This is a genomic window from Hyphomicrobium nitrativorans NL23 (assembly GCF_000503895.1).
GTDB classification, from domain to species: Bacteria; Pseudomonadota; Alphaproteobacteria; order Rhizobiales; family Hyphomicrobiaceae; genus Hyphomicrobium_C; species Hyphomicrobium_C nitrativorans.
The window spans coordinates 1,175,412-1,202,374 of record NC_022997.1 but is presented as its reverse complement, the minus strand read 5'-3'; the positions used below and the strand labels follow the sequence as shown (position 1 = coordinate 1,202,374).

Sequence of the window (26,963 nt, the reverse complement as noted above, 5' to 3'; positions counted from 1 at the left end):
TCCTCAAGCCGCTTCGGCCGGGCCGGCGGCGGACACTCCGCCTCGCGCCGCACGGTCTGCTTCGGCCATCGCCTGCTCCACGGAATCGAGCGGGAACACCTTGCCGGGATTGAGCAGCCAGTCGGGATCGAACACCGCTTTGATGCGGAGTTGCACGGCGAGATCCTCGTCCGTGAATTGTGCCTTCATGAGGTCGCGTTTTTCGATTCCAACGCCGTGCTCGCCCGTCAGGCACCCGCCGACGGACACGCAAAGCTTGAGAACCTCCGCCCCCGCACGTTCCGCCTTCTCCATCTCACCCGGAGAATTCGCGTCGTACATGATGAGCGGATGCAGGTTGCCGTCTCCCGCATGGAAAATGTTCGCCACGCGCAGCCCATACCGCGCGCAGATGGCCGAGATCTCTTCCAGCACGTGCGGCAGATGCCCGAGCGGAATGGTGCCGTCCATGCAGTAGTAGTCGGCGAGCCTGCCGATGGCACCGAACGCCGACTTCCGCCCCTTCCAGATCTTCGCGCTCTGCTCGTCGGAGGCGCTGACGACGAGCGCCTGCGGATTGAGTTCATGCGCGATGCTCGCGATATAGGCGAGCCGGTCCACGATCTCCTGCTCCGAGCCTTCCACTTCGATGATGAGCAAGGCCTCCACGTCGGTTGGATAGCCCGCCTTCGCAAACGCTTCGCACACCTCGATCGCAGGCCGGTCCATGAATTCGATCGCGACCGGAATGATGCCGGACGCGATGATCCGCGCGACGCAGATCCCGGCCTTCGCAGAAGTCTCGAACCCGATCATCATCGGCCGCGCGCCCTCTGCGGCGCGAAGGATGCGCACGGTCGCCTCCGTGATGATCCCGAACTGGCCTTCCGACCCCACGATCAGCGCCAGCAGGTCGTAGGCTTCCGCGTCGAGGTACGATCCGCCGATCTCGACGATCTCGCCGTCCATCGTCACCAGCTTGACGCCAAGCACGTTGTTCGTCGTCACGCCATACTTGAGGCAGTGCGCCCCGCCCGAATTCATCGCGAGGTTTCCCGCCAGCGTACACGCAAGCTGGCTCGACGGGTCGGGCGCGTAGAAAAACCCCTCCTCGGCCACGGCCGCCGAGATCGCAAGGTTGGTGATACCCGTCTCGACGCGAGCGAAGCGGTTCCGATAGTCGAGATCCAGCACCCGGTTCATCTTCGAGACGCCCAGCACAATTGCGTCCTCGGCCGGCAGCGCGCCCCCGCAGAGCGACGTCCCCGCCCCGCGCGGCACGACCTTGATCCCGCGCGCCTTGGCATACTTCAGCACCGCCGCGACGTCCTCGGTGGAGGTCGGCAGCACCACGGCCAATGGCATCCGCCGATAAGCCGTCAGCGCGTCCGTCTCGAACGTGCGCCGCCCGTCCTCGTCGGAGATCACCGCATCCTCGCCGCAGATCCCGATGAGATCGCGAACGATCTGCTCGCGAGCGTTCAGCACGGCAGGATCGGGTAGCGGCAGCTCGATCATCGACATCGCGCAGTCAATCTCTCGGATTCTTTCACGGCTGCGGAAAAAATCCCAGCCGGAGCGGCCGCGAGTCTCGCATGTCGCGGCGCCTCCGGCAACACGCCGCCGCGCGCTGCGCACCGCCCGCTTCAGGCCGGTTCGCATGCGTCGAAAACCAGGAGAGGCTGCAAGGATCGCGTCGGCGCCGTTCGATTCGCAAAGAGGCGCGTGCGACCGCCAGGCAGCGGGTGGTGCCGAAGCACACGCACAGACACGTCGCGGAAGTCGGAAGAGATCGGCCGCAGCGGATCTGAAGCCCGCGGACGAGCCTACTGAACCGTCGCCAGCATCCGGTCATGCTCGCGGCGGCGCACGAGGCGCGCGACGCCACCCCACGCCTGCGACCGCCCCCGGTCGCCAAGCTGGCGATGCAAAAGCGCAAAGAATTCGGCCACCTCGGCCGCATAGCTGCCGTGCCGGCCTTCCAGCACAACAGCCATCAGTTCCGAGTCCGGCACATCGGCGAGCAGTTCGTCGTTCTGGCCCGAAGTATTCCGCATAACGTCCTCTCGAATCGAATTCGAGAAGATGGGAGCAAGATCGAAGCCAAACGCCGAGAGCGGCCCGGCAATCCAAAAAAGCATTGAAATACCGGCCCAGCGCCCCGTTTCGGGCTAGGGAGGCTGTTTGCCGTCCCAAAATTGGCTCCAGCGGAAAATGGCACTGTCCCACCCTGAAGCTATACGCGCCGCAGTCGCGGGCAAGGCCCCGGCGTTAACGAACGGCCTTCCCGGCCGGAGGCGTCCCCTGCTTCCTCTGCTCCGCGGTCTGCGGTGGGGACGAAGGCTTTTTCCGGGTCACGGTCTTCTGCTGCTTCGCGCGCCGCGGCGGGCCCGTACCGCAGACGTACGACATCACCGACGAACGGATGCTCACCACCCCGTTGGGCGCCTTGGGCATCGGCATCGTGTCGAGATCCGCCGTCTGCTCCAGCATCCGTTTCCAGTCGTAGATATCGAAACCATGCTCAAGCAGATACGCCGCGCGGATCGTGCGCCGCGCGCTCGTCGTCTCGCCCAGAACCACCGCCATGATATGCCGCCCGTCCCGCGTCGCACTCGCCACGACGTTGTAGCCGGAATCGCAGATGAAGCCCGTCTTCATGCCGTCCGCGCCGGTGTACGTGCTGAGCAGCCCGTTGTGCGAGGCGATGCGGAACTTGCCGATCCTGGCATCGAACATCGACCAATAGGCCATATGCTCGGGAAAATCGCGGATCGCCGCGCGCGCGAGCTTCGCGAGATCGCGCGCCGTGGTGACCTGCATCGGGGCCGGCAGCCCGTGCGGATTGACGAACGTCGTCCGCGTCATGCCGAGATCGCGCGCCGTCTCGTTCATGAACGAGACGAACTGCATCTGGCTCCCGCCGATCGCCTCCGCCAGCATCACCGCCACGTCATTGGCCGAGCGGATGATCAAGGCCTTCAGCGCCTGATCGACGGTCAGCGTGGCGTCGAGATTGAGGCCGAGCCGCATCGGCGGCTGCATCTGCGCGCGCAGGCTATAGGGGATCCGTTGATCGAGTTTGAGCTTGCCCGCCTTGAGCGCCTTGAACGTCACGTAGGCGGTCATGATCTTGGTGAGAGAAGCGGGATGCCAGTGATCGTCGGCATCGTCGGCATAGAGCACCGTACCGTCCGCGGCATCGAACACGAGCGCCGGCCCGCGGGCGAAAGCAGGTCCGCCGGCCGACATCGCCAGCACCGACAAAGCGGCAAAGATCCACGCCAATCGCATGAAGCCTCCTGGACCAGATCGCTTCGGACCCTATCGGTCGGAAGCCTGACACATCGGTCTCGGAAAACATCGAAGCGCAATCACGATCCGAATATACTGACCGCGCTCTAACATATTCGCACCCGCCGCGGCAACGCGACGGGCCGATTTAGCAGATCATGAGTGCTTTGAACGACCGATTACGCCCACGGCCGCGCGTTTGCGTCACGCGCTTCGAAATCCTGGATCGCCTTTTCCTTTTCGAGCGTGAGCCCGATGGCATCCAGGCCGTTCAACAGGCAATGCTTACGGAACGGATCGATGTCGAAGCGGATCACGCCGCCATCCGGGCCGCGAATTTCCTGCGCTTCGAGGTCGACCGTCAGCGTCGCGTTCGCCCCCCGGCCCGCATCGTCGAGCAACTTGTCGACGTCTGCTTGCGGCAGCTTGATCGGCAAAATCCCGTTCTGGAAGCAGTTGTTGAAGAAGATGTCGGCGAAATCCGGCGCAATCACGCAACGGAAGCCGAAATCGAGCAGCGCCCACGGCGCGTGCTCGCGCGACGATCCGCAGCCGAAGTTCTCGCCCGCGATCAGGATCTCCGCGTTCCGGTAAGCCGGCTTGTTGAGCACGAAATCCGGGTTTTCAGCCCCGCTCTGGTCGTAGCGCAGCTCATAGAACAGCGACTTGCCGAGCCCCGTCCGCTTGATGGTTTTCAGGAACTGCTTGGGGATAATCATGTCCGTGTCCACGTTCCGGAGCGGGAACGGTGCGGCGACACCCGTAAGCGTAATGAATTTCTGCATCTTTTTCGTCCCTGGAGTCTTCCGTCCCTGGGAAGGGCTTATACGCGCAGGCTGTCGGCCAGCGCACGAAAATAGCCTTCGGCGGCGAGCAACCGATCGATACGAACGCGGGCGGCCGCTCCTCCCGAGGCGCGGCCTGCCCGGCGCGAACCGAGCTGTTCAAGCCGCCTTTTAACGCCAGCGAGCTTTCGTCCGTCAAGATGGTGCTTGAGCACGCCGACGAGGGTCTCAAGATAACCCGTGATCCGCCCCAGCTCCCGGACGAGCCCCCGCTCAGCCACTCTGTCGCCCGGATCCTCCGCCAGCCGCACGGCAAAACGGGCGGCCCGCCCGAGGGTAAGGGCGATGGTCTCGGCATAGCGCGCCACCTTGGAGCGCCGCGGACGGTCGAGGGCGCTCAAAAGGCCCGACCAGCGATGGAGCGTCTCGGCTAGCGAAAGCAGCCGCTTGGGGGTGTCCAGAAGGTGCATGGGCGTTCGCCGCTCGGATGGAGCCGTTCGGGGTCCATCCTAGGTGCTCCCGCCATTCCGGGGATAAGGCGCGCCGCTACCGAACGGAGGGATCGGCGTAGCACTTACGCATGTATTCGCACCGATGCGCGCCGGAGAAGTGCATGCTTCCGCCCTTGGAGGGCGTGATGAACGTGCAGATCTCTTCGAGGCCCTGCTCGTCGAGCCAACCCATGCGCCGCCCGCGCTGAACCGCGAAACAGTCCGCCGCCTCCTCGTCGGGTCCGCGGAACTGATGGCCGCACTCGTGCGCAAAGATCCACTGCTTCACCGCGGTGGTCACTTGCGACAGCAGCCTCGGATTGAGGATCAGGAACCCCGGATAGGCCGCACCGTAGTCGTCGAGCTGGCTATCGATGACGGTCGGCCTCTGCCCGCACACTTGCTGACGCCCGTCGAGCTTCAACTCGCCCGGAGCCAGCACATGGGCGTCGCCCCCCACGTGATCGACGTACTCCTCCGGCGTCGGCACGTTCTCCGCGCGCGCTTCACGCGCAGGAAGCCCGGCGGCCGCCAGGCAAACGAAGAGCCCAAGCCAAGCGAACGCCCGCACCTTCGAGCGATGAGCCGTCAAACGAACACCTCTACGCGACACCCCGCACGCGCCCCCGTAGCAAACAGTCCCACAACATCTGCTGCAAAAGTTAACATTCACGCTGGCAGCGGACGAGGCTCTGTCTCAATGCGTAACCTCGGATTCGATGTCTTCCATATCCGCATCCGAGAAGCCGAAATGATGGCCGATCTCGTGCACGAGAACGTGAGTGATAATCTCTCCCAGCGTCTCTTCGCCGCTTTCCGTCCAGTAGTCGAGAATGGCCCGGCGATAGAGAAAGACCATATCCGGCTCGCGCGGCACGTCGAGCACACTCTTCTTGTCGAGCGACACGCCCTGGTAAAGCCCCATGAGATCGAACGGGCTTTCGATACCGAGTTCGTCAAGCACCTCGTCGAGCCCGAAGTCCTCGACCCGGATGACGAGATCTCCGCAGACCTCGCGAAACTCCGGCTGGATCCGCTCCCACGCTGCCGCCGCAATGATCTCGAAATCGGCAAGCGTAGGCGCTGCCGCATTTTTCCAGTCCGTCTTGCTCGCCATCGTTTCCGCCCAAGCTCCTTCTTTTGAGCGGAAGAGATAGGCTCGGAAGCCCTTTGACCGCAAGTGCGGCCAGCGCCGGCACGCAGCCCCTGCAGGCGGCGCCGCGGCAAGCGGGCACCGGCCACGCAAACATCCGGCCTCAGCCCTGCCAGGTCCGAATGTCGACGAAATGCCCCTCAAGAGCGGCCGCGGCGGCCATAGCGGGCGAAACCAGATGCGTGCGGCCCCGATAGCCCTGACGCCCCTCGAAATTGCGGTTCGAGGTCGAGGCGCAGCGCTGTTCCGGCTTGAGCTGATCCGGGTTCATACCGAGGCACATGGAGCAGCCGGGCTCCCGCCACTCGAAACCGGCCGCCTTGAAGATCCGGTCGAGCCCCTCGGCCTCGGCCTGTTCCTTCACCAGTCCCGAGCCCGGAACGATCATCGCGTAGGCGAGCCGCTCCGAAATCTTCTTGCCCTCCACGATGCGGGCAACCTCGCGCAGGTCTTCCATGCGCCCATTCGTGCAAGAGCCGATCCACACCACGTCGAGCGCAATGTCGGTGATCCGGGTTCCCGGCGCGAGGCCCATGTAATCGAGCGCGCGCGCCATCGAGGCCCGCTTGTTCTCGTCCGCCAGATCGGCGGGGTTCGGAACCGTACCGGCAACCGACACCACGTCTTCAGGGCTCGTGCCCCACGAAACGATCGGCGGCAACTTGGTCGCGTCGAGACGCACTTCGCGGTCGAAGTGCGCGCCCTCGTCCGTGTTGAGCGTCTCCCAGTAGCGCATCGCCATATCCCAGGCGGCGCCTTTGGGCGCGCGCGGGCGGCCCTTGATGAACTCGAAGGTCTTCGCGTCGGGCGCGATCATCCCCGCCCTCGCGCCACCCTCGATCGACATGTTGCAGACCGTCATCCGGCCTTCCATGGAAAGAGCGCGGATCGCTTCGCCCGCATACTCGATCACCGAGCCGGTCCCGCCCGCCGTGCCGATCTCGCCGATGATGGCGAGGATGATGTCCTTAGCCGTGATATGCGGCGGCAGCGCGCCGTCCACCGTCACGCGCATGTTGCGGGCCTTCTTCTGCACCAGCGTCTGGGTCGCGAGCACATGCTCGACCTCGCTCGTGCCGATGCCATGCGCCAGCGCGCCGAACGCGCCATGCGTCGAAGTGTGGCTGTCGCCGCAGACGATAGTGGTGCCGGGCAGGGTGAAGCCCTGCTCCGGCCCGACCACGTGGACGATGCCCTGCCGCTTGTCGAGCTCGTTGAAATACTCGACGCCGAAGTCGCGCGCGTTCTGAGCCAGCGTCTCGACCTGAATGCGGCTGTCCGCGTCCGCGATCCCCCGCGTGCGGTCCGTCGTCGGCACGTTATGATCGACGACCGCAAGCGTCTTCTCGGGCGCCCGCACCTTGCGGCCGCTCATGCGCAGCCCCTCGAACGCCTGCGGGCTCGTCACCTCATGGACGAGATGGCGGTCGATGTAGAGCAGGCAGGTGCCGTCGGGTTGCCGGTCGATCACGTGATCGTCGAAAATCTTGTCGTAGAGCGTCTTGGCCATGGGTTTTGGGCTCGAAGTTGGGGAATTCCCCCTCAGATAGCGTTTCCCAGGGCGCCTTGCAAATCAGCGGGCGTTAGCCAGCCGATAAGCCGCAACAAAACCGACGCGTCAGCGTCCGGGGGCGTCATGGCGAAGCCATGCAAACGAAAGAGCGGCTCACTCCCGCCAATGGCGCGCCTTCGCCACCAGGAAGTCGCGCAGCACCTGCACCTTCTTCGAGCCCTTAAGCTCCTCCGGATAGACGTAGAGCACGGGCAGGCTCGGCAGCTGGCTTTCGATCTTTTGCAGAACGGGAATGAGATCGGCATCCTGTTCGGTCATGTAATCGGGGATCATCCCGATCCCGATCCCGGCCAGGACAGCGTGCTGGATCGCGACCACGCTGTTGGAGCGGAACACCGGCTCCCTCGGCTCCAGACCGTCGCGCCCAGCGTTTTCCAGCCACGTAATGGCGGGCAGCAACTGCTGCGGCACACCGTTATAGGACAGGATGCGATGCCCGCCCCCGTCGAGGTCCGCCAGGGTTTCGGGCACCCCGAACCGGCGCGTGTACTTGGTGGACGCCATCGGCCGCACCGTGGCCGTAAAAAGGGGTCTGCGGATAAGATCCGCGTGTTCCGGCTCCCGCGTCCAGATCGCAACGTCCGCCTCGCGCATCGCGATGTCCACCTGATCGTCGTCGAGCAGGAGGTCGATGCGGATGTCGGGATAGAGGTCCATGAACTCCCGAAGCCGCTGCCCGATCCAGACCGTCCCGAGACCGACCGGCGCGGCAACGGTCAGCACACCGGAGGGCTTGCTCGTCGAATCCGCAAGCAGAGTCTCGGCGGTCTGCAGCTTGCTCATCACTTCCGCGACGGTGCTGTAGAGCAATTCGCCCTGCTCGGTGAGCACGAGGCCACGGGCATGGCGGTGGAACAGCGTCACCTTGAGATCGCGTTCGAGCGCGGAAACCTGCCGGCTGACGGCAGACTGGCTCATGTGGAGCGCATCGCCCGCGTGCGTGAAGCTGCCCGCCGCGGCGGCCGCATGAAAAATTCTGAGCTTGTCCCAATCCATGCCCGCATCTCCGGAAACGGCGAAAAAGGCACCGGCTGTCCGCAGCCTCACCTGCCCACGGACGATCCGCTCACACACCTTAGCCGCCACATGGCGGGCAATTTACGACTATTTGTGATCAAATCCCGCACGGCTGCGAAAAAATCCCCACCCGCGCGGTTCCACCGCAGGGGCGTCGTCCGTTGGCACGCGAGAGCCGATTGCCTATAAGTCAGGCAAATGCCTTTTGGCGCCGGCTCGGGAACAACTATCCGCTTCCGATCCTTCAAGAGGCGGCGGCTCCCAGAACGAGGTCTGATCCCATGATGCGGCTTGCTTACGTTGCCATCCCCCTCCTCGCCCTCTCCCTTGCGGCGTGCGGAGGCTCGGACCAACCGGCCAGGCAGTGGGAGCTTTCCGGTTTCGAAGGCCCCGAGAGCGCGCTTCCCGATACCGAAGCCAACGTAATCTACGTCAGCAACACGGCGGGCTCGCCGATCGCGAAGGCCGGCAAGGGCTTCATTTCGAAGATCTCGCTCGATGGAGAGATGGTCAACCAGAAGTGGGTCGAAGGCCTTCATTCGCCCAAGGGGCTCGAACTGGTCGGCAACCGCCTCTACGCGGCCGACATCGACACCCTGATCGAGATCGACACGGCGGATGGGCGGATCACGAACAGATATCAGGCGCCCGGCGCCAAAATCCTGAACGACGTCGCAGCCGATGCGGACGGCAACGTCTATGTGTCGGACTGGGGTGGCAACGCGATTTGGCGCCTCTCCGGCGGCCAGTTCGAGAAGTGGCTGGAAAGCGACCGCCTGAAGAACCCGAACGGTCTTCTCGTGGAGAGCGACCGGCTGGTCGTCGCCGCCTGGGGCGTAATGAACCCCGAGACCTTCGCGACCGAAGTTCCCGGCCACCTGATGACGGTATCCCTCGCCGACAAGACGATCACCGACCTCGGCGGCGCCACCCCGATCGGCAACCTCGACGGTATCGAGCCCTTCGACGGCGAGAGCTACATCGTGACCGACTGGATCGCGGGCAAGGTGTTTCAGATCGCGAGGAACGGCGAAGCGCGTGAAATCCTAAGCCTGTCGCAGGGAACGGCGGATCTCGGCTTCATCCCGTCCACCCGCACCGCGATCATCCCGCTGATGGTGGACGGCAAGGTCGCAGCCTATAAATTCTGACCGGCCCTAACTGCCCGCGAGATCATAAGCCGGCCTCACACTCGGTGAGGCCGGCTTTTTCATTCCGCCGCCGCCGCTTCCGCCGTGACACCCTCGTGCGCGAGGAAGCGCTCCGCTTCGAGCGCCGCCATGCAGCCCATCCCGGCCGCCGTAACGGCCTGCCGGTAGACGTCGTCGGTGACGTCGCCCGCCGCGAACACGCCAGCCACATTGGTAGCCGTGGAATCGGGCGCCGTCTGGAGATAGCCGCCGCCCTTCATGTTGAGTTGCCCGTGGAACAGCTCCGTCGCTGGCGCATGCCCGATCGCAACGAACACGCCGTCCGCCGGACGCTCGGTAATTTCGCCCGTCTTCACGTTGCGAAGCCGCACGCCGGTGACCGAACGTGGATCGTCGCTCCCCACGATTTCTTCGAGCGCGCTGTCCCAGACCACCTCGATCTTGGGATTTTTGAACAGCCGATCCTGCAGGATGCGCTCCGCACGGAAGGTATCCCGCCGATGCACGATCGTAACCCGGCTCGCGAAGTTCGTAAGGAACAGCGCCTCCTCGACGGCCGTGTTGCCGCCGCCGACGACGACCACTTCCTTCCCGCGGTAGAAGAAACCGTCGCAGGTCGCGCACGCCGACACGCCGAACCCTTTGAACGTTTCCTCGCTCGGAATGCCGAGCCAGCGCGCCTGCGCACCCGTCGCGATGACCAGCGCATCGCACGTGTACGTGTCGCCCGAATCGCCTTCGAGCCGGAACGGCCGCTGCGAGAGATCCACGCGCACGATGTAATCCATAATGATCTCGGTGCCGACATGCTCGGCCTGCGCCTTCATCTGCTCCATGAGCCACGGCCCCTGGATGACGTCGGCAAAACCGGGATAGTTCTCGACGTCCGTCGTGATGGTGAGCTGACCGCCGGGCTGGTTGCCCTGGATCATCACGGGACTGAGCATGGCCCGGGCCGCGTAGATCGCCGCCGTGTAGCCGGCCGGCCCCGACCCGAGAATGATGACGCGTGCGTGCTTGGAATTGCTCATGATCGACCCTTTGATGCCGCATGGCGATCCAGCCAGCGGTCGCACTGATATAGGCGAGGAGGAGCGAGAGCGCGAGCCCTACGAAAAGCACGGGAATTTCGCTCAAGCTACGGTCAGGTAGGACACGACTGCCCGAATCACGGGGGGCGCGAACAGAATATTCCGGTGCCCCACGCCATCGACGGCGCGCAGCTCGGCCTGCGGACAACGCGCCGCGATCTCCTCCGCATGAGCGAACGCGACTTCGGCGTCGTCGCGCGCATGGATGACAAGCGCTGGACGCTCGGTCACAGCCAGCAGGTCTGCCGCCGTGAAAGACGACATGCTCCGGTGCGCGACGCGTTCCAGATGCCGCTCGTAGGCGCGCCGCGCATGGAGCCCGAGACCCACCTCGTCCGCGAATTCGTCCGTAATCGCCCGGAAGCGGTTTGGCGAGGCGATCAGCACGTAACGCGCGAACGGATAGCCGGAACCCATCGGCCGCCCGCCTGCGCCGGCAAGCAATGCGGCAAGCCCGCCCATCGAATGCGTCACGACGAACGGCGTCGGCCCCAGCGCGTCGGCCACCTGACGTAAAGCACGCGCACAATCGATCAGGCTCGCTTCCGTCCGCGCGCTCCGGCCATGCGCCGGCTGATCGAACGCGACCACGCGAAACCCGGCACGCCGAAGCTGCTCGGCAATCACCGCCATGAAGGAGGCTTCGCTGGTCCAGCCGTGCGCGATCAGCACGCTCCCGCGCGAAACCGCGTTCGCGTCGGGCTCGAACACGTAGGCCTGCACCACCCCTTCCGTTGTTGGCACGCGCACCCATGCGGCATGACGGAGATGGAAGCGCGCCCGCTCCGCAAGCGCCACGTGATCGGAACTGCGCCGCGACGAGAAGCGCGGCTTGAGAAACCGCTTGTAAGCGAGATCGCCCGCGCGCGCGGGCGGAAAGCGATCGAGACGATAGGGCCGTAAGGCGAGCTGACGATCGAAGAAGGCAGTCATGGAAGCGCTATCATGGAGCCGGATGGATCGCTCTTAAATGAGTTGCATCGCCCGGAAACTCGCATACCCCGCACGCCCGACGATGATGTGATCGTGCACTTGTACGCCGAGCGGCTTTCCCGCGTTGATGATCATCCGCGTCATGTCGATGTCCGCACGCGACGGTGTCGGATCGCCCGATGGATGATTGTGGACGAGAATGATCGCCGTGGACGCGAGCTCAAGCGCCCGCTTCACCACCTCGCGCACATAAACCGGCGTGTGGTCGACGGTGCCGTGCCCCTGGATCTCGTCGGCGATGAGCCGGTTCTTCTTGTCCAGGAACAGAATGCGGAATTGCTCGCGCTCCTCGAACCCCTGCGCGGCGCGAAGATAATCGAGCACCTGCGCCCACGACGACAACAGCGGCTTGGAGGCAATCTCGCCCTGCATCAGCCGCAAGGCGGCCGCGCGGATCAAACGGAGTTCCGTGATCACGGCCTCGCCCACGCCCGTCACTTCCTTGAGCCTGGCGTCCGGCGCGTTGACCACTTGCGCAAACGAGCCGAACCGCGCGAGCAGCCGCTTGGCGAGCGCCTTCGTATCTCGTCGTGGAATGGCGCGAAACAGCACGAGTTCGAGAAGCTCGTAATCGGGCAGCGCCTCCGCGCCACCTTTGCGGAATCGATCGCGCAACCGCTGGCGATGACCGGAAACGAGCGATTGGGTGGCAGGGGCTTCGAGGAGAGAGCCCTGCGCATCGGCCTCATTCGACGGCCCACGAGCGCCCTCCGCCAGCGGGGCCGCCGGAGCAGACACCTTCAGGTCTCTCGGGCCGCTCTCGCGCATCGCTAGTCCGTCATGGTCTCATAGACTCAGCTTTTGGCCGCGGACGGCCATTCGAGACCGGCCGGAGAATGCGTGAACACTTCAACGCCCGTCTCCGTAACCCCTACCGTATGCTCGAACTGCGCCGACAGCTCGCGATCCCGCGTCACCGCCGTCCATCCGTCCGCCAGAACCTTCACATGCGGCTTGCCGAGATTAATCATCGGCTCGACGGTGAACAGCATGCCAGGTTCAAGCGTCACGCCCTCACCCGCTTCGCCGTAGTGCAGGATATTCGGCCGGTCGTGGAACACGCGGCCCAGACCATGCCCGCAGAAGTCCTTCACCACGCTGCACCGCTCGGCTTCGGCATACGTCTGGATCGCCTCGCCGATATGCCCCGTCGTGTTGCCGGGTTTCACGGCTGCAACGCCGCGCATCAACGCTTCATACGTCACCTCGATCAGGCGCTCTGCCCGGCGGCTGATGGCGCCCACGGCATACATGCGGCTCGTGTCGCCGTGCCAGCCGTCGACGATCAGCGTGACGTCGATGTTGACGATGTCGCCCTCGCGCAGCGGCTTCGGCCCCGGAATACCGTGGCACACCACATGATTGATCGAGGTGCAGGACGCCTTCATGTAGCCGCGGTAATTGAGTGTCGCGGGCACCGCCCCGTGCGCGAGTGCGAAATCCAGCACCAGATTGTCGAGCGTTTCCGTCGAGACGCCCGGCACCACGTGCGGTGCCAGCATGTCGAGCGCCTGAGCGGCAAGCTGACCGGCCTTGCGCATCCCGGCGAAGGCCTCGGGCCCGTGCAGGATGATCCCGCCGCTCTCCCGGTTCCGGATGACTTCGATATTGGACATCAAACTCGCTCGGTGTTTCGCTGATAAAATCGAGAGAGCCCCCCGTCGCGCATCCTACATGGGAACTCTGCGCCAAGGCTCGAAGGCAATGTAGTCCAATTCGGGCACGGCGCAATGCACAGGCACCTGGCGAGGCCAGACCAAAAAAAGCAAAGCGGCGGCCGCCTCGAAGGCAATGCCGCCGCTCCTGATCCGTAGCCGGCCGCCCCCGCCCGAGAGCGGAGCGCCGAATTACGCCTTGTTCTCTTCCTCGGCGGGAACTTCCTCAGCGGAAGCCTCGGCGAGCAGGCGGCGCGCTTCGCCGACCCAGTCGTCGCGCTCGATCTGGCCCTTGAGCGCCAGCGCCTCGTCGACGTTCGCGATGTCCTCGTCGGAGAAATTCGCGACCTGATCGAACTTGTAGCAGTTGAGGTGGCGCAGACGGGCGGCGAGATCGGCGTCGATGCCCTTGATCTGCGTGAAATCGTCGGCCTCGCCCTTCGGCTTCTTGAAGCCCTTCCACTGCGCGTTGAGGCGGCGCGCGCGCGCGTCCGTCCGCTCGACGATACGCGCGGCCCTGCCGCGGCGGCCGCGCAGGTAATAGAGTTTCGCGCGGCGGACCTTACCGCGGCGCAGAACCTCGATCTCGGCGATGTAAGGCGAATAGATCGGGAACACGCGCTCCACGCCCTCGCCGTAAGAAATCTTGCGAACCGTGAAGCTCTCGTTGAGGCCGCCACCGGAGCGGGCGATCACCACGCCTTCATAGGCCTGAAGACGCGAGCTGCGGTTCTTGCCCTCGCCCTCGACCACCTTCACCATCACTTTGACGGTATCGCCGGGGGAAAACTCGGGAACCGAGCGGGTCCGGAGCACGGCATCCATCTGCTCGCGCTCGAGCTCTTGAATGATGTTCATTTGTTGCGCCTTTTTGCTTATGCATCATGGGCAGAGGAGCCGCACCCGAGAAACCCCGGCGTGTACGGCTCATGCGGCTCCCATAGGAGAGCAACCCTTAAAAAGGGGAATACTGGCGGCGGGCTATAACCGAAACGCCAGCGCCTGTCGAGAGTAGATGTCGAGAGCGGATGTCGCGAGCGGACACGCCGCTCCGTCCCGCGCACTCATAGCACGCCCCATACCCCAAAAGGGGCAGGTCCTGGCCGAGAGCCCGGCCACACGCCCGAACAGACCGCTACTGGCCCAGGCTGGCGAGGGAGAGGGGGAAATATAGACCATTATTCAATTGGTAAGGGTGAATAGATAAAACTGTATCTAAGCAAAAGTCTCCACCCACACATCGTGAATGGATTTCCCCATGTTGCGCCTTCCCTCCTCGCTCCGCGCCGTCCCCGGGCTTCACGACATCAAGCTGAAGCACAAGGTCGTAGCCCTCATCTCGTTCCTTGCACTCGTGCCCGTCATCGGCGCAGCTCTCTCCTATCAAAGCCTCACGACCCAGGGCGCCGCCCAGGAGTTGGCGATGCAGGCCCGGACCGGCCAGACCTATCTCGAAAGGATCAACGGCCTCGTCTACGCCGTCGTGATGGACTCTCGCGGCATCTACATGTCCGACACGTGGTCCTCGGCACGGCCCTTCGGCGAAGGCGTTATCAAGAATCTGGCCGAGTTGGAGCGAACGACGGACCTCTGGGCCGAAACGGTCGTGGAAGAGCAGCGCGCGGAATTCGCCAAGACCAAGGAAACGATTACCGAGTTCGCGGGCTTCCGCACCGAGCTGGTGCGCCTCGCCCGTGAGGTCTCCCTTCCCGCCGCCCGCCAGTACGGCGACAACGACGCCAACCGGGCCAACCGCCAGGCGCTGAACGAGCAACTCCGCAAAGTTTCGAGCCACTACGAGACGTACGTGGAGACGACCAACGCCGCGTCCGAAAGCGCGCGCGATACCGCACTTCGCACCGCGATTACGATGGGGATCATCTCGCTCCTCACCCTTGCAGCGGGCATCTGGCTCGTCATTCAAAACTTGGCGCGCCCCATCGAGCGCATGACACGGTCGATCCTCGACGTCGCCTCCGGCCGCACCGACATCGAAATCTACGGCACCGGCCGCCGCGACGAGATCGGCGAGATTGCGGGCGCCGTTGAGGTCTTCAAGCAGAACCTGCTCGAAACCGAGCGTCTGCGCGCCGAGCAGATCGAACGCGACAAGCGGGCCGCCGCCGAGCGCAAAGCCGAGATGATCCGCCTCGCCAACCAGTTCCAGGAAAGCGTCGGACGCATCGTCGAGACCGTATCCTCCGCCTCCTCCCAACTCGAAGCGGCCGCGGGTCAGCTCACCCTCAACGCCGCCTCGACGCAGGAGCTTTCCGGAACGGTCGCCAGCGCATCCGAGCAGACCTCCGTCAACGTCCAGGGAGTGGCCGCCGCCTCGGAGCAGCTCTCCATGACGGTGCAGGAGATCGGCCGCCAGGTCCACGAAAGCAGCTCCATCGCCGAGCAAGCCGTCCGCCAGGCCTCCGAAACGAACGCCAACGTGGTCGAACTCGCCGAGTCGGCCGAGCGCATCGGCGCTGTCGTGGAATTGATCAACCAGATCGCGGGCCAGACCAATCTCTTGGCCTTGAACGCCACCATCGAAGCCGCGCGCGCCGGCGATGCCGGCAAGGGCTTCGCGGTGGTCGCCCAGGAGGTGAAAGCCCTCGCCGCTCAGACCGCCAAGGCGACGAGCGACATCGGCAACCAGATCCTGAGCATGCAAAACTCCACGCGCAACACCGTGGACGCCATCAATCAGATCGCCTCCACCATCAACCGCATCTCGACGGTCAGCGGCGCCATCGCGGCAGCCGTCGAGCAGCAGGGCGCGACAACGCAGGAAATCAGCCGCAACGTTGTCGAGGCGGCGAAGGGCACGAGCGAAGTCGCCTCCTCCATCACCGCCGTGAGCCAGGGCGCATCCGAAACGGGCAGCGCATCCTCCCAGGTGCTGGCGTCTGCAAAGTCGCTCTCGGGCGACAGCCGGTCGCTGAAATCGGAGGTCGATCGTTTCCTCGCAACGGTGCGGGCCGCATAAATCTGGCGAGAAAAATAATCGGAACGCCGCAAATCCTTGATGCGGAATCGAGATCGGATCGGGCCGGCGGCAACGCTGGCCCGATTGCTTTCGTTCGCCTTTCGTTCGCCGCAAACCGTTGCGAGTCCTGACCGCGTCGGACACGTGAATCGCTCATGCCCGCGTTAACTGAAATTTAACGGCCCCCGTTTACCGCTCGTTAAACATGGGACTGCCTTTCAGCTCGCGCGGGCCTCGCGTATCATGGGATCCCTCGCGTTTGTGGTTCTTCAAAGTGAGTTGCGTCGAATGGGTGTGCGTCGTGTTGCGCGTGCGGCTTCGGGAAGCCGCGCGGCCTTGGCTCGGGATCGGGTTCTGGCCGCGAACAAGATCCTGGTGGGCGATTGCGTCGAACAACTGCGCAACCTCCCGGACAAAAGCGTAGACCTCGTCTTCGCCGACCCTCCCTACAATCTCCAGCTCTCGACCGAGCTTCTCCGTCCCAACAACACGCGCGTCGACGGCGTCGACGACGCCTGGGACAAGTTCGCCTCCTTCGAGGAGTACGACCGCTTCACGCGCGCGTGGCTCGCCGAGTGCCGCCGCGTGCTGAAGCCGGACGGCGCGATGTGGCTGATCGGCTCCTATCACAACGTCTTCCGCCTGGGCTCCGCGCTACAGGACCAGGGCTTCTGGATCCTGAACGACGTCGTCTGGCGCAAAGTGAACCCGATGCCGAACTTCCGCGGCCGGCGCTTCACCAACGCGCACGAGACGCTGATCTGGGCCGCACGCGATCAGAAATCCCGTTACACGTTCAACTACGAAAGCCTGAAAGCGTCGAACGACGATCTTCAGATGCGCTCGGATTGGCTGTTTCCGATCTGCTCGGGCCCCGAGCGTTTAAAGGACGACGGCGGGCGCAAGGCGCATCCGACCCAGAAGCCCGAAGCGCTCCTGCATCGCATCCTGATCGGCACCACGAACCCGGGCGACGTCGTCCTCGACCCGTTCTTCGGCACCGGCACAACGGGCGCCGTCGCAAAGCGCCTCGGCCGCCGCTGGATCGGCGTCGAGCGCGATACCGATTACGTCAAAGCCGCCGAAGAGCGCATCGCGAAGGTGAAGACGCTCTCCACCTCCTCGCTCGAAACCCAGCCGTCGAAGCGCACCGAACCGCGCGTGCCGTTCGGCGCCCTCGTCGAACTTGGAATGCTGCGTCCCGGCGCTCCGCTCTACGACGAGCGCCGCCGCGTACGCGCCGAAGTAAAAGCCGACGGCACGCTCGCCGTGCCGGGCAGCCAAGGCTCGATCCACCGTCTCGGCGCCGTGGTGCAAGGCAAAGCCGCCTGCAACGGCTGGACCTTCTGGCATTACGAGCGCGGCGGCCGTCTCCACCCGATCGACAATCTGCGCGAACGTGCGAAAGTCGCCCTCGGACTTTCGGGCAAACAGCAGCGGGCGGAGCCATTGATCGCCGCAGAATGAAAAAAAGCGGCATCGCAATGGGCGATGCCGCTTCAATTCTTTCGGGTAGAACCGGCCGCGAGCGAACCTGCCACTCTATCGCAGATACGGACAAAGCTGCCGCGGATCGCCAGACGCGCAAACACGCGCGGAAACCACGTTGCCACGCATATGCTCCACTCGCCAAGGGGCAGCGACGTTTCCATCTAGACCGGAACGGCACCCATCTTCGCGCTGAACAGCCGGCGGTCCGCGTCCCGAAGCCGCCGGCATACTTCCCGCCCCATGTTCATCTGGATGAGCGCGAACTGCTTCAGATCCTGCGCGTAGACTTGATAGAGATCCGCCGACGAAATACGGATCGCGGCGCAATCCTCGATCGCGCGGACGGATGCGCTGCGCGGACAGTGATCCATGACAGCCATCTCTCCGAAGCAGTCACCGGCGGTCAGGTTCTGGAGGAGATGCTCCTGTCCCCGCCACAGCTTCAGCACCGCGACGCGTCCTGTTTCGAGAACGAACATAGCGTCCCCCGGCTCGTCTTCGCGGAAGAAGAAGTCGCCTGCAACAATGGACACGACCGGACAGAGATCGATCAGGAACTCAAGAATGTCCCCGCGCACGCCGCCGAAGACGGGCATTTGCTGGAGGAGTTCGATCCGCGCGTCTCGCATGGCGCACTCCACACTGTGCAGGCTACCCCGGCGGATAAACGTTCTTACCCAGCCGGCGGAAAAACGTACCGCTATCGATCTCCCAGATACGTCCGTCCGAACCCATATGCCCGGTCACGAGGTACTTGCCGTCCGGACTGACGTCGATCGCATGACAAAGATCGCTGAACGGGCCGAAGTGATGCACGCGCTTTCCCGACGCAATGTCCCAGAGTTGCGCGTGGCGCAGCGCGGCAATCAACCGTTGACCATCGGCCGTAAACGTCACATCGAAGCTGCCGAACGTCGGGTAGACCGGAAGCGTGTTGATCAGCTTGTTTTCCGCCGTTGCGTAAACATACGCGTTTCCGCGCACGGCAACTGCGAGGCGCGCGCCGTCTCGCGAAAATGCCACCGAGTACGCGGAGGGCTCGCCTTCGGCTTCCGCCTCCCAGATCAACGCGCCCGTTTCGAGCTTGCGAAGCTGGACGATAACGCTTCGATCAGTCCCGCGGGCAGTTGTTGCGATGTAGCCTGCCGCCTCGGAGATCGCGAACTTCGGATAGTCGTTCGGCATGCCCGGCAAACGATAGCGCTCCGCCTTCGCCTCCGGATCGTAAACGACGATCTCGCCTCTGTAGCCGCCCAGCACGACAAGGCCATTCGGCGTCGTCTCGATAAAGGGCGGCATATCCCATTCCGGATCGGCTTGAACGTAGGGAACCTCCGCCACGGGCTCCCCGCTCGCGATATCGAAGATACGAACCGGGTGCGAATCCGCAGCAACGACGAGCCGCCGCCCGTCGCCGAGGAAACGCGCGGCACGCACGCGCACCCTATCGTCGGCCTTCGGCATGGACGGCAACTTGATCTCGTCGTTCTTTTCCGCCGCAGCAAAGGTATTGATGTCGATCGTACGCACCGTCGTACCCGTAGCGACATCCCACAATCGAACGGTTCCGTCGGAACCGGCCGTCGCGATCAGCTTGCCGTCAGGGCTCCAACGGGCGTCGTGGATCCAGTTGTTGTGAGATGCGTCGTCTGCTCTATCGGCTGTATCGTGAACCGGATCGGTCGGGAGATCGATCTGCTCGCAGACCACATCCATGTCCCACTTAGCGGTCGCTTTCTCGTACTCGCCGCCCCTTGCGATCATGTCGCCGGCGATCTTTTCGCGAAGGCTCGCATCGGCGCAGACCGGCCGCATCAGCGCCTTCGCGGCTTCCTCGCGTTCGGCGCCGGACAACTCCTGGGTAAGGCTCGCGCGCGGCCACGCACCCGCGACAGCGGCCAACGCAACAACCGCAAATGCAAAGGGACGGCAGAACATCACGGACATGGCACGCTCCTGAAGCGTTATTGTCCGCCCAGGGATCGCCTCTGCACAAGAGGAAATCGAGCCTCCTAATGCTCCCTCAGAGCATGAGCGATCGCCTTCTTCATGACGGAAGGAAGCGCCGCATTCGAAAGCTCATGTCGTGGCACCCACCGGCACCGCTCGGGACTTGCCCAGAACGTCATGCTCGTGTCCACCGGCACGATGGCGCGGAAAAGCTGAAGCTCCAGCCGGAAATGCGTGAACGTATGGCTCACGACGCCGGGCACCGCCCACCAATCGGCGCGCACGGGCTGCTGCACTAAAGCGAGATCGGCTTGAAGCCAATCGTCGCCCCAATCCGTGGAAGGAATTTCGAGCATCCCGCCGAGCAGGCCGGCCTCCCGGCGCTTCCGCACCAGAACGTGCCCATCCTCCCGCAATGCGAGAAACGCCGTGCCGAAACGCACAGGCCGCTCGGCCCTGGCGAGCTTCACCGGCAGTTGCGCTTCGATACCGAGCGCATGCGCGTGACAATCCTGCTGGAGCGGGCACACGAGACACGACGGCCGCTTGGGCGAGCAGACGGTTGCTCCGAGATCCATCATGGCCTGCGCGAAATCTCCCGCGCGCCGCTGCGGTGTGAGGCTCTCGGCAAGCCGCTTGATCTCGCGCTTCGCAGCCGGCAGCGGACGGCGCACGGCGAACAGGCGCGACACGACGCGCTCGATGTTGCCATCGACAGGTGTCGCCGCCTCGCCGAACGCAATCGCCGCGACGGCCGCGGCCGTATAGGGACCGATGCCGGGCAGCGTGCCGAGCTCGGCCTCCGTCCGCGGAAACCGGCCGCCATGCTCCGCCACGACCACCTGCGCGCACTTGTGAAGATTGCGCGCGCGCGAGTAGTAACCAAGCCCGGCCCATGCCGCGAGCACGTCGTCGAGATCCGCCGCCGCCAGCGCCTCGACGGTCGGCCAGCGTAGGAGGAACTTTTCGTAGAATGGAATGACAGCCTTCACCGTCGTCTGCTGCAGCATGATCTCGCTCAGCCAGACCTTGTACGGATCGGCCCGCCGCCCGCGCCGCATACGCCAGGGCAGGTCGCGCCGCTCGCGGTCGTACCAGTCGAGCAACGCCGCGACCGTATCCGGTCCGGCCGGCCGAAGGGGCAGTTGCTTGCGCGCCACAGCTCCCACGCTGTCCCTCATTTGAAAATGCCTCCACAGCGCGGAACGCCGCGAATCACCCTCATCATGCTAGGGACGCGCAATCATCCTGCCTATGACGGCGACCACGCATGACGGCAAAACGCACAGAAAAGCTTGGAAAAGTCCCGCTGCCTCATCCGGCGCGGCGGCCTCCGCTGCCACCGCGCGCGAACGGCATCCGCTTCAGCGCGCCACCCGTCGCGCGCTTCGTGCCGACCAAGGCGGTGGGTAGCTTCGTCCCCACATTGACGCGCAAAGCGTTCGAAAAGTTCGGCTTCTCCACAGCGGCCCTGATCACGGACTGGGCGGCGGTCGCGGGCACGGAAATCGCCAGCTACACCATGCCGGAACGCCTCAGGTGGCCGCGCGGCGCAGGCAGTGCCGATGCCGACGACATGGAAAGCGAACGCCGCGGCGCCACGCTGATGCTGCGCGTCGATCCCGCACGCGCGCTCGACGTAGAATATCGCGCACGCCAGATTGTGGAGCGCATCAACGCCTATTTCGGCTACCGGGCCGTGGAAACGCTCCGGATCGTGCAGGCCCCGGTCGAGACCGCCTCCGGCCGAGCGCCGGGCCTCCGGCCAAGCCAGCCCGCAGCGACATCTGCCCCGGACACCGATCCGCTGACGGCCGCCCTCGCCCGCCTGGAGCGCGGCGTCCACCGCGACCGCACCACCCGCCGCCCCTGAACGAGCTTCCAGCCCAAAGCTCGGAAGCAACTCCACAATCCGGCTGCGCAGCAGCTCGAGAGCGTCTCGGCGAAGCGTCGCTTCGGCACCTCCGCGACGCCCCGAGCCCGCAGGGCTCCGGGAGCAAGACACCCCCCCACCACCGGCTGCGCAGCAGCCCGGGAGCAAGGCGACCCGCGACGGAGTCGCGCCCTCGCGGAGGGCGCAGGTCGGAAGGCTCGGCGCAGCTGAGCCGTCCGGCCTGAACAAGCCCGTGAGCGAGATAATTGCCTTAATCGCGCGGCCACACCATGTTATCAGCCGGACCCGAGGGGTAGCCCCATACGGCCGCCCGAAGAAAACGAGACTTAAGGAGCTGAACGATGGACCTTTCGAGCCGGCTTGATCGCCGCATGGCCCTTGTGGCCGGAGCCATGATGGCCGGGCTGGCGCTTGCCGTCGCGACCGCCCTGCCCGCCATGGCGCAGCGCCCGGTCACGGTCCCCGAGGTCCCCCTCGAAACGCTTCTGAAGCAGGACGAGCTGCCTGATCTCATCCTCGGCGCCGAGGACGCGAAGGTCACCGTCGTCGAATATGCATCGCTCACTTGCGGCCATTGCATGAACTTCCACACCAAGGTTTTCCCGGAACTCAAGACCAAGTACGTCGACACCGGCAAGGTGCGGTGGATCTACCGCGACTTCCCGCTCGATCCGCGCGCCATTGCGGGCGCCATGCTGGCCCGTTGCGCCGCCGGCGAAGAGGTAAACACCGACCGCGCCCTCGCGATGATCGACGCGCTCTTCCACAAGCAGGCCGACTGGGCCTTCGTCAAAACCAACCCGACGCAGGCACTCTTCGACGTCGCGAAGCAGACCGGCTTCACGCAGGAGCGCTTCGACAAGTGCCTCACCGACGAGGCGCTGCTGCAGAAGATCACCGCGATCTACACCCGCGCTGCGGAAACCTTCGGCGTCAACGCCACCCCGAGCTTCTTCATCGATGGCAAGCGCCTGCAGGCGGCTCCGTCCGTCGAGGAGTTCGAGAAAGCGCTCGACCCGCTTCTGGCCGGCGGCTGATCCGGCACCGGACCGGGAAGGCGACACCGGAAGGGATCGTGAGGCGATGAGAGAGAAACCGGCACCGATGGTGCGTGCACGCTCGGCTCTCCTCGCCTTCGCCGCCACGCTGGCGCTCGCCGCCTGCTCGGGGAACACGTCGTCGCTTCCCAATCTCGCGACCTCGGAAGGCGGATCGTCGTCATCTGCCTTCCCGGGTGCGGCCGAGGCAAAGCGCGCCGACACCCCATTCAATCCGTTCGGCGACATTCCGGACGGCACGTCCGGCGGACGCCAGGTGATCGAGAACCCGACGAACGCCGACATCATGGCCACCGGCACGCTCCCCGAAATGTCGCTCGGCAGCCCGGATGCGCCTGTCACCATTATCAAATACGCGTCGCTCACGTGTCCGCACTGCCGCGTATTCCATCGGGACGTCTTCCCGGAGCTGAAACGCACCTACATCGACACCGGAAAGGTGCGCTTCATCCTGCGCGAATTCCCGATCGGTCTTCAATCCGGCACGGCAACCGTCGCGTGGCGGTGCGCCCCGGCCGATAAATACTTCGAGCTTTATGGGAAATTCCTGGAGCAGCAGACCCGCTGGGTCTCCCAAGAGGTGCGCCGCGACCCCATCTTCGAGGTCGCCAAGCAGGTGGGGATGACGCGCCAACAGTTCGACGCCTGCTACGAGAATCAGGCGATGATCGACGGACTCAAATGGGTCAAGGACCGCGGGCGGCAGCTTGGTATCATTGGCACGCCGAACTTCTTCGTGGCCGGGAAGCTCGTGAAGGAGACGCTGACGATGAGCGGCATTCGCGAGCGGATCGATCCGCTGCTCAGCGGACAAAGATCGGCCGCAGCCCAGCAGTAGCACTCCTCCGCCTTCGCCGCTCCTCGGCTGGCGAGGGGAAAGCGTTCGAAGTGGAATAAACGCGGCGCATGAAAATCAGTCGTCTCAGGCTTCTGGGTTTCAAGTCCTTCGTCGAGCCGACAGAGCTCCTGATCGAACGGGGCTTGACCGGCGTCGTGGGGCCGAACGGCTGTGGAAAATCCAACCTGCTCGAAGCGCTTCGCTGGGTCATGGGCGAGACGTCGCACAAGTCGATGCGCGCCGCCGCCATGGACGACGTCATCTTCTCCGGAACAACGAACCGGCCGCCGCGCAACGTGGCGGAAGTCACGATCTTCCTCGACAACAGCGAACGGCAGGCCCCTGCCGAGTTCAACGACCAGGACGTGATCGAGATCACGCGCCGCATCGAGCGCGAAGCAGGCTCCGCCTATCGCATCAACGGCCGCGAAAGCCGCGCCCGCGACGTCAAGATCCTGTTCGAGGACGCCGCGACCGGCGCGCGCTCGCCCGCGCTCGTGCGCCAGGGGCAGATTTCCGAGATCGTCAACGCAAAGCCCGAGCAGCGCCGCCGTGTGCTGGAGGATGCGGCGGGTATCGCGGGCCTGCACAGCCGCCGGCACGAAGCGGAGTTGCGCCTCAAGGGCGCCGAGAGCAACCTCGCCCGCCTCGGCGACATCATGGGCCAGCTCAACTCGCAGATCGAAAGCTTGAAGCGCCAAGCCCGCCAGGCACGGCGTTACAAGGATCTGTCCGATGAGATCCGCCGCGCCGAAGCGCTCCTCTTCCACCTCACCTGGATCGACGCGCAGGCGGCGGTCGAAGCGGAAGAGCGCAACTTCGCCGAAACGCTCGCCATCCTGGGTCGCGCGACGGAAGACGAATCGCGCAGCCTCACCGAGGAAGCCCTTTTCGCCGAAACCATTCAGCCCCTGCGCGAAGCGGAAGCCGAACGCGGCGCGGCCCTCTCGCGCATCCGCATCGAAAGCGACGGTCTGGCGCAGGAAGCCACCCGCTGCACCGAGCGCAAGACCGAGCTCGAAAAGCTCGCCGCCGAACTCGACAGGGATCTCACGCGCGAAACGGTTCTGATCTCGGAAGCCGACGACATCCTCGCCGGTTTCGACGACGATGTTGTGATGCTGGAAGCGGCCGAGAGCGAAGCCGTCGCCGCCGAGCCCGGCCTTCACGCCGCCGAAACGGAAGCCCGCGCCGCCCTCGAAACGGCGGAAGCCGAACTCACCGAACTCACCGAGCGTGCGGCCGAAGTCCGCGCGCGCCGCAGGTCGCTCGAAACCGCCGCAGCCGAACGTCAGGCGACCATCGCAAAGCACAACGCCGAGCTTGCCAAGCTTCAGCGCGACGCCGATGCGGCTGCCGCAGCAGCCCCGGATTCGCTCAAGCTGGCGGCCATCACCGAGGAAGGCCAGACGCTCGCCCGCGAAATCTCGGTGATCGAGGCAACGACCCTCGAAGCCGAGGATAAAGTCGGCGATCTCGAAGAAATTGCGCGCGCCGAAGCCGCCGCCGCGCAGAAAGCCCGTATGGCGTTGTCGACGCTCGTCACAGAGCGAGAAACGCTCTCCAAGCTCGTCATGCCGGCGAGCGAGGACGGCCTGCCGCCGGTCGTGGACGCGTTGCGCGTCGCCCCAGGATACGAGGCCGCCGTCGTCGCAGCCCTCGGCGACGACCTCGACGCCCCGGCTGCCGAGGACGCGCCGGTGCGCTGGCGCCATATCGGCGCGCCGCCAGACGACGACTGGGCGCTGCCCGAGGAAGCCGAGCCGTTGAGCCTCCACGTCGGGGCGCCGCCGGAGCTTGCGCGCCGTCTCAACCAGATCGGCGTCGTCGCGGCGGAAACCGGCCATCGCCTGCAACCGCTGTTGAAGCCTGGTCAACGGCTCGTGAGCCGCGAAGGCGACCTTTGGCGGTGGGATGGATTTGCGGCAACCGCAGGCGGCATGACGCCCGCCGCCCAGCGCCTCGCGGAACGCAATCGTCTCGTTCTCATGTTGCAGCAGGAGGACGTGCTCCGTGCCGACGTGAAACGGCTCTCCGCCCTCGAAGAGGACGCCAGCAAAACGCACACCGCCGCCGTCGCCGAAGAGAAGCGGTTGCGCACGCTCTGGCGCGAGACGCAGACCAGGCTCGCGACGACTCGCGACGCGCTCGTGGCAATCGAGCGGCGCGCCCGCGAGACGGAAGCCCGCATGGCATCCATCGCGGAAGCGCGCGCACGCGCGCAGGCGGGCCGCGAGGAAGCGGAAGCGAGCCTCGCCGGGATCAAGGCCGAGTGGACGGCCCTCGACGACGCCGACGATCCCTCGGCGCGCCTTCCCGAAGTACAGGCCGCGACCCAGGAACGCCGCAACGCCCTCGCCGCCGCACAAAGCGACCTCGCCGCCCACGCCCGCGACCGCGCTGCGCGGAAGCAACGCGTCGAAGCCATCGCCGCGGACCGCGCCCGCTGGACCGCCCGCAGCAAAAGCGCGTCGGAGCAGATCGCAGCCCTCAACGAGCGGCTCGCCAAAACCAGGAACGACATCGGGCAGCTCGAAGAGATCATCCCCGCGCTCGACGACCGCAGGCAAAGCCTGCTGGGTGCGCTGACGGACGCTGAGAAAGCCCGCAATGCAGCCGCCGACGAACTGGCGCGTGCCGAAAACGCCCAGCGCACCGCCGCCCAAGCGCTGCGCGAGGCACAGTCGGCGGTGTCGGCTGCACGCGAGGCCCGCGCCCGCACCGAGACACGCCTCGAAGGCGCCCGCACGCGCCGCCAGGACGAGGCGCGTCGCATCCGCGAAGCGCTCGACGTCAATCCGGACGACTGCCTTGCGCTTGCCGGTCTCGCGCCCGAAACCGCGCTTCCCGCGCTCGCCGACGCCGACCGCACGCTCCAGCGCCTCAAGGCCGACCGCGAGCGCCTCGGCGGCGTCAATCTTCAGGCCGACGACGAGTTGACCGCCTTCCTTGAGCAGATGAGCACGATGGAGACGGAATATAACGACGTCGAGCAGGCCATCGCCAAGCTGCGCGGCGCCATCGGTCAGCTCAACCGCGAGGGCAAGAAACGCCTCGAAGAGGCGTTCGAGAGCGTGAACGGCCACTTCCAGCGGCTCTTCACCACGCTGTTCGGCGGCGGCGAGGCCAGGTTGCAGATGATAGAAGGCGACGACCCTCTGGAAGGCGGCCTCGAAATCATTGCGCGCCCGCCGGGCAAGAAGCCGGCGACGCTCTCGCTTCTTTCGGGCGGCGAGCAGACGTTGACCGCGCTCTCGCTCATTTTCGCGGTGTTCCTCACGAACCCCTCGCCGATCTGCGTGCTGGACGAGGTGGACGCCCCCCTCGACGACGCCAACGTGGACCGCTTCTGCACTCTGATGGAGAAGATGGCGGAGGAGACAGACACGCGCTTCCTCGTCATCACGCACCATCCGATGACCATGATGCGCATGAACCGCCTGTTCGGCGTCACCATGGCCGAGCGCGGCATCTCCCAGCTCGTCTCCGTCGACCTCGAAACCGCAAAATCCTTCCGCGAAGCGGTCTAAGCCGCCCCCTGTCATCCCGGAAAGGCGGAGCCTTATCCGGGAC

The 26,963-nt window shown here is 65.0% G+C and carries 24 protein-coding genes; 7 read left to right on the top strand and 17 right to left on the bottom strand.

Annotated elements, in window-relative coordinates:
* Nucleotides 1–3 precede the first annotated feature (3 nt).
* The 9 genes from W911_RS05560 to W911_RS05520 all read right to left on the bottom strand — a co-directional run bounded on the left by W911_RS05560 (nucleotide 4) and on the right by W911_RS05520 (nucleotide 8,271).
* Nucleotides 4–1,503: an FAD-linked oxidase C-terminal domain-containing protein gene (locus W911_RS05560; protein ID WP_023786540.1), complete on the bottom strand. Its 1,500-nt coding sequence runs from the start codon at nucleotides 1,501–1,503 to the stop codon at nucleotides 4–6.
* Between the two features lie 302 nt (nucleotides 1,504–1,805).
* Nucleotides 1,806–2,036, bottom strand: coding sequence for a hypothetical protein (locus tag W911_RS05555; RefSeq protein ID WP_041317592.1), 231 nt, complete (start codon nucleotides 2,034–2,036; stop codon nucleotides 1,806–1,808).
* A 214-nt stretch (nucleotides 2,037–2,250) separates the two neighbouring features.
* Nucleotides 2,251–3,273, bottom strand: coding sequence for a D-alanyl-D-alanine carboxypeptidase family protein (locus tag W911_RS05550; RefSeq protein WP_023786538.1), 1,023 nt, complete (start codon nucleotides 3,271–3,273; stop codon nucleotides 2,251–2,253).
* Between the two features lie 179 nt (nucleotides 3,274–3,452).
* Nucleotides 3,453–4,058 carry a 3-isopropylmalate dehydratase small subunit gene (leuD, locus tag W911_RS05545; protein WP_023786537.1) on the bottom strand — a complete coding sequence of 202 codons (606 nt, stop codon included), beginning with the start codon at nucleotides 4,056–4,058 and terminating at the stop codon, nucleotides 3,453–3,455.
* Nucleotides 4,059–4,096: 38 nt separating this feature from the next.
* Nucleotides 4,097–4,528, bottom strand: a complete 432-nt coding sequence (locus tag W911_RS05540) for a hypothetical protein (protein ID WP_023786536.1) — start codon at nucleotides 4,526–4,528, stop codon at nucleotides 4,097–4,099.
* Nucleotides 4,529–4,604: 76 nt separating this feature from the next.
* The gene (locus tag W911_RS05535) at nucleotides 4,605–5,141 is read right to left on the bottom strand and encodes a hypothetical protein (RefSeq protein WP_023786535.1); all 537 of its coding nucleotides are present in this window, start codon (nucleotides 5,139–5,141) and stop codon (nucleotides 4,605–4,607) included.
* 105 nt (nucleotides 5,142–5,246) lie between these two features.
* Nucleotides 5,247–5,666, bottom strand: a complete 420-nt coding sequence (locus W911_RS05530) for a metallopeptidase family protein (protein ID WP_023786534.1) — start codon at nucleotides 5,664–5,666, stop codon at nucleotides 5,247–5,249.
* 139 nt (nucleotides 5,667–5,805) lie between these two features.
* Nucleotides 5,806–7,212 (bottom strand): 3-isopropylmalate dehydratase large subunit, encoded by a 1,407-nt coding sequence (gene leuC / locus W911_RS05525; protein ID WP_023786533.1) that lies wholly within the window; start codon nucleotides 7,210–7,212, stop codon nucleotides 5,806–5,808.
* Nucleotides 7,213–7,368: 156 nt separating this feature from the next.
* Nucleotides 7,369–8,271 carry a LysR family transcriptional regulator gene (locus W911_RS05520; RefSeq protein WP_023786532.1) on the bottom strand — a complete coding sequence of 301 codons (903 nt, stop codon included), beginning with the start codon at nucleotides 8,269–8,271 and terminating at the stop codon, nucleotides 7,369–7,371.
* Nucleotides 8,272–8,573: 302 nt separating this feature from the next.
* Between W911_RS05520 and W911_RS05515 the strand changes: the two genes are divergently transcribed.
* The gene (locus W911_RS05515; protein WP_023786531.1) at nucleotides 8,574–9,443 is read left to right on the top strand and encodes an SMP-30/gluconolactonase/LRE family protein; all 870 of its coding nucleotides are present in this window, start codon (nucleotides 8,574–8,576) and stop codon (nucleotides 9,441–9,443) included.
* A gap of 59 nt (nucleotides 9,444–9,502) precedes the next feature.
* Here W911_RS05515 and trxB read toward each other — a convergent pair whose 3' ends face one another.
* The 5 genes from trxB to rplS all read right to left on the bottom strand — a co-directional run bounded on the left by trxB (nucleotide 9,503) and on the right by rplS (nucleotide 14,040).
* A complete protein-coding gene (gene trxB / locus W911_RS05510) occupies nucleotides 9,503–10,474 on the bottom strand; it encodes a thioredoxin-disulfide reductase (RefSeq protein WP_023786530.1) in 972 nt (323 codons plus the stop codon).
* 102 nt (nucleotides 10,475–10,576) lie between these two features.
* The gene (locus tag W911_RS05505; RefSeq protein ID WP_023786529.1) at nucleotides 10,577–11,467 is read right to left on the bottom strand and encodes an alpha/beta fold hydrolase; all 891 of its coding nucleotides are present in this window, start codon (nucleotides 11,465–11,467) and stop codon (nucleotides 10,577–10,579) included.
* A gap of 33 nt (nucleotides 11,468–11,500) precedes the next feature.
* The gene (gene radC / locus W911_RS05500) at nucleotides 11,501–12,295 is read right to left on the bottom strand and encodes a RadC family protein (protein ID WP_023786528.1); all 795 of its coding nucleotides are present in this window, start codon (nucleotides 12,293–12,295) and stop codon (nucleotides 11,501–11,503) included.
* Between the two features lie 26 nt (nucleotides 12,296–12,321).
* Nucleotides 12,322–13,143: a type I methionyl aminopeptidase gene (map, locus tag W911_RS05495; RefSeq protein ID WP_023786527.1), complete on the bottom strand. Its 822-nt coding sequence runs from the start codon at nucleotides 13,141–13,143 to the stop codon at nucleotides 12,322–12,324.
* Nucleotides 13,144–13,374: 231 nt separating this feature from the next.
* The gene (rplS, locus tag W911_RS05490; RefSeq protein WP_023786526.1) at nucleotides 13,375–14,040 is read right to left on the bottom strand and encodes a 50S ribosomal protein L19; all 666 of its coding nucleotides are present in this window, start codon (nucleotides 14,038–14,040) and stop codon (nucleotides 13,375–13,377) included.
* Between the two features lie 400 nt (nucleotides 14,041–14,440).
* On the opposite strand from rplS, the gene W911_RS05485 reads away from it, so the two are divergent.
* Nucleotides 14,441–16,159 (top strand): methyl-accepting chemotaxis protein, encoded by a 1,719-nt coding sequence (locus W911_RS05485; protein ID WP_244438607.1) that lies wholly within the window; start codon nucleotides 14,441–14,443, stop codon nucleotides 16,157–16,159.
* Nucleotides 16,160–16,447: 288 nt separating this feature from the next.
* Nucleotides 16,448–17,626, top strand: a complete 1,179-nt coding sequence (locus W911_RS05480) for a site-specific DNA-methyltransferase (protein WP_081717648.1) — start codon at nucleotides 16,448–16,450, stop codon at nucleotides 17,624–17,626.
* 185 nt (nucleotides 17,627–17,811) lie between these two features.
* On the opposite strand, the gene W911_RS05475 is transcribed toward W911_RS05480, so the two are convergent.
* The 3 genes from W911_RS05475 to mutY form a co-directional block, all read right to left on the bottom strand.
* A complete protein-coding gene (locus W911_RS05475) occupies nucleotides 17,812–18,279 on the bottom strand; it encodes a cyclic nucleotide-binding domain-containing protein (protein ID WP_023786523.1) in 468 nt (155 codons plus the stop codon).
* 22 nt (nucleotides 18,280–18,301) lie between these two features.
* On the bottom strand, nucleotides 18,302–19,597 hold the full coding sequence (locus W911_RS05470) for a WD40 repeat domain-containing protein (RefSeq protein WP_023786522.1): 1,296 nt from the start codon (nucleotides 19,595–19,597) through the stop codon (nucleotides 18,302–18,304).
* Nucleotides 19,598–19,662: 65 nt separating this feature from the next.
* Nucleotides 19,663–20,781 carry an A/G-specific adenine glycosylase gene (gene mutY / locus W911_RS05465; RefSeq protein ID WP_023786521.1) on the bottom strand — a complete coding sequence of 373 codons (1,119 nt, stop codon included), beginning with the start codon at nucleotides 20,779–20,781 and terminating at the stop codon, nucleotides 19,663–19,665.
* Nucleotides 20,782–20,870: 89 nt separating this feature from the next.
* Between mutY and W911_RS05460 the strand changes: the two genes are divergently transcribed.
* The 4 genes from W911_RS05460 to smc all read left to right on the top strand — a co-directional run bounded on the left by W911_RS05460 (nucleotide 20,871) and on the right by smc (nucleotide 26,920).
* Entirely contained in the window at nucleotides 20,871–21,473 is a 603-nt protein-coding gene (locus W911_RS05460) for a DUF721 domain-containing protein (RefSeq protein WP_023786520.1), read from the top strand.
* A gap of 416 nt (nucleotides 21,474–21,889) precedes the next feature.
* Complete coding sequence (locus W911_RS05455; RefSeq protein WP_244438605.1) at nucleotides 21,890–22,531, top strand: DsbA family protein; 642 nt, start codon at nucleotides 21,890–21,892, stop codon at nucleotides 22,529–22,531.
* Nucleotides 22,532–22,577: 46 nt separating this feature from the next.
* On the top strand, nucleotides 22,578–23,390 hold the full coding sequence (locus W911_RS05450; protein WP_041316324.1) for a DsbA family protein: 813 nt from the start codon (nucleotides 22,578–22,580) through the stop codon (nucleotides 23,388–23,390).
* A 68-nt stretch (nucleotides 23,391–23,458) separates the two neighbouring features.
* A complete protein-coding gene (gene smc, locus W911_RS05445) occupies nucleotides 23,459–26,920 on the top strand; it encodes a chromosome segregation protein SMC (protein ID WP_023786517.1) in 3,462 nt (1,153 codons plus the stop codon).
* The last annotated feature ends 43 nt before the right edge of the window (nucleotides 26,921–26,963 follow it).

Excerpts from the sequence above, each read along its gene's own strand:
- W911_RS05560 (WP_023786540.1), bottom strand. The coding sequence starts at position 1,503 with ATGTCGATGATCGAGCTGCCGCTACCCGATCCTGCCGTGCTGAACGCT.
- W911_RS05555 (WP_041317592.1), bottom strand. The coding sequence starts at position 2,036 with ATGCGGAATACTTCGGGCCAGAACGACGAACTGCTCGCCGATGTGCCG.
- W911_RS05550 (WP_023786538.1), bottom strand. The coding sequence starts at position 3,273 with ATGCGATTGGCGTGGATCTTTGCCGCTTTGTCGGTGCTGGCGATGTCG.
- leuD (WP_023786537.1), bottom strand. The coding sequence starts at position 4,058 with ATGCAGAAATTCATTACGCTTACGGGTGTCGCCGCACCGTTCCCGCTC.
- W911_RS05540 (WP_023786536.1), bottom strand. The coding sequence starts at position 4,528 with ATGCACCTTCTGGACACCCCCAAGCGGCTGCTTTCGCTAGCCGAGACG.
- W911_RS05530 (WP_023786534.1), bottom strand. The coding sequence starts at position 5,666 with ATGGCGAGCAAGACGGACTGGAAAAATGCGGCAGCGCCTACGCTTGCC.
- leuC (WP_023786533.1), bottom strand. The coding sequence starts at position 7,212 with ATGGCCAAGACGCTCTACGACAAGATTTTCGACGATCACGTGATCGAC.
- W911_RS05520 (WP_023786532.1), bottom strand. The coding sequence starts at position 8,271 with ATGGATTGGGACAAGCTCAGAATTTTTCATGCGGCCGCCGCGGCGGGC.
- W911_RS05515 (WP_023786531.1), top strand. The coding sequence starts at position 8,574 with ATGATGCGGCTTGCTTACGTTGCCATCCCCCTCCTCGCCCTCTCCCTT.
- trxB (WP_023786530.1), bottom strand. The coding sequence starts at position 10,474 with ATGAGCAATTCCAAGCACGCACGCGTCATCATTCTCGGGTCGGGGCCG.
- W911_RS05505 (WP_023786529.1), bottom strand. The coding sequence starts at position 11,467 with ATGACTGCCTTCTTCGATCGTCAGCTCGCCTTACGGCCCTATCGTCTC.
- radC (WP_023786528.1), bottom strand. The coding sequence starts at position 12,295 with ATGCGCGAGAGCGGCCCGAGAGACCTGAAGGTGTCTGCTCCGGCGGCC.
- map (WP_023786527.1), bottom strand. The coding sequence starts at position 13,143 with ATGTCCAATATCGAAGTCATCCGGAACCGGGAGAGCGGCGGGATCATC.
- rplS (WP_023786526.1), bottom strand. The coding sequence starts at position 14,040 with ATGAACATCATTCAAGAGCTCGAGCGCGAGCAGATGGATGCCGTGCTC.
- W911_RS05485 (WP_244438607.1), top strand. The coding sequence starts at position 14,441 with ATGTTGCGCCTTCCCTCCTCGCTCCGCGCCGTCCCCGGGCTTCACGAC.
- W911_RS05480 (WP_081717648.1), top strand. The coding sequence starts at position 16,448 with ATGGGTGTGCGTCGTGTTGCGCGTGCGGCTTCGGGAAGCCGCGCGGCC.
- W911_RS05475 (WP_023786523.1), bottom strand. The coding sequence starts at position 18,279 with ATGCGAGACGCGCGGATCGAACTCCTCCAGCAAATGCCCGTCTTCGGC.
- W911_RS05470 (WP_023786522.1), bottom strand. The coding sequence starts at position 19,597 with ATGTCCGTGATGTTCTGCCGTCCCTTTGCATTTGCGGTTGTTGCGTTG.
- mutY (WP_023786521.1), bottom strand. The coding sequence starts at position 20,781 with ATGAGGGACAGCGTGGGAGCTGTGGCGCGCAAGCAACTGCCCCTTCGG.
- W911_RS05460 (WP_023786520.1), top strand. The coding sequence starts at position 20,871 with ATGACGGCAAAACGCACAGAAAAGCTTGGAAAAGTCCCGCTGCCTCAT.
- W911_RS05455 (WP_244438605.1), top strand. The coding sequence starts at position 21,890 with ATGGCCGGGCTGGCGCTTGCCGTCGCGACCGCCCTGCCCGCCATGGCG.
- W911_RS05450 (WP_041316324.1), top strand. The coding sequence starts at position 22,578 with ATGAGAGAGAAACCGGCACCGATGGTGCGTGCACGCTCGGCTCTCCTC.
- smc (WP_023786517.1), top strand. The coding sequence starts at position 23,459 with ATGAAAATCAGTCGTCTCAGGCTTCTGGGTTTCAAGTCCTTCGTCGAG.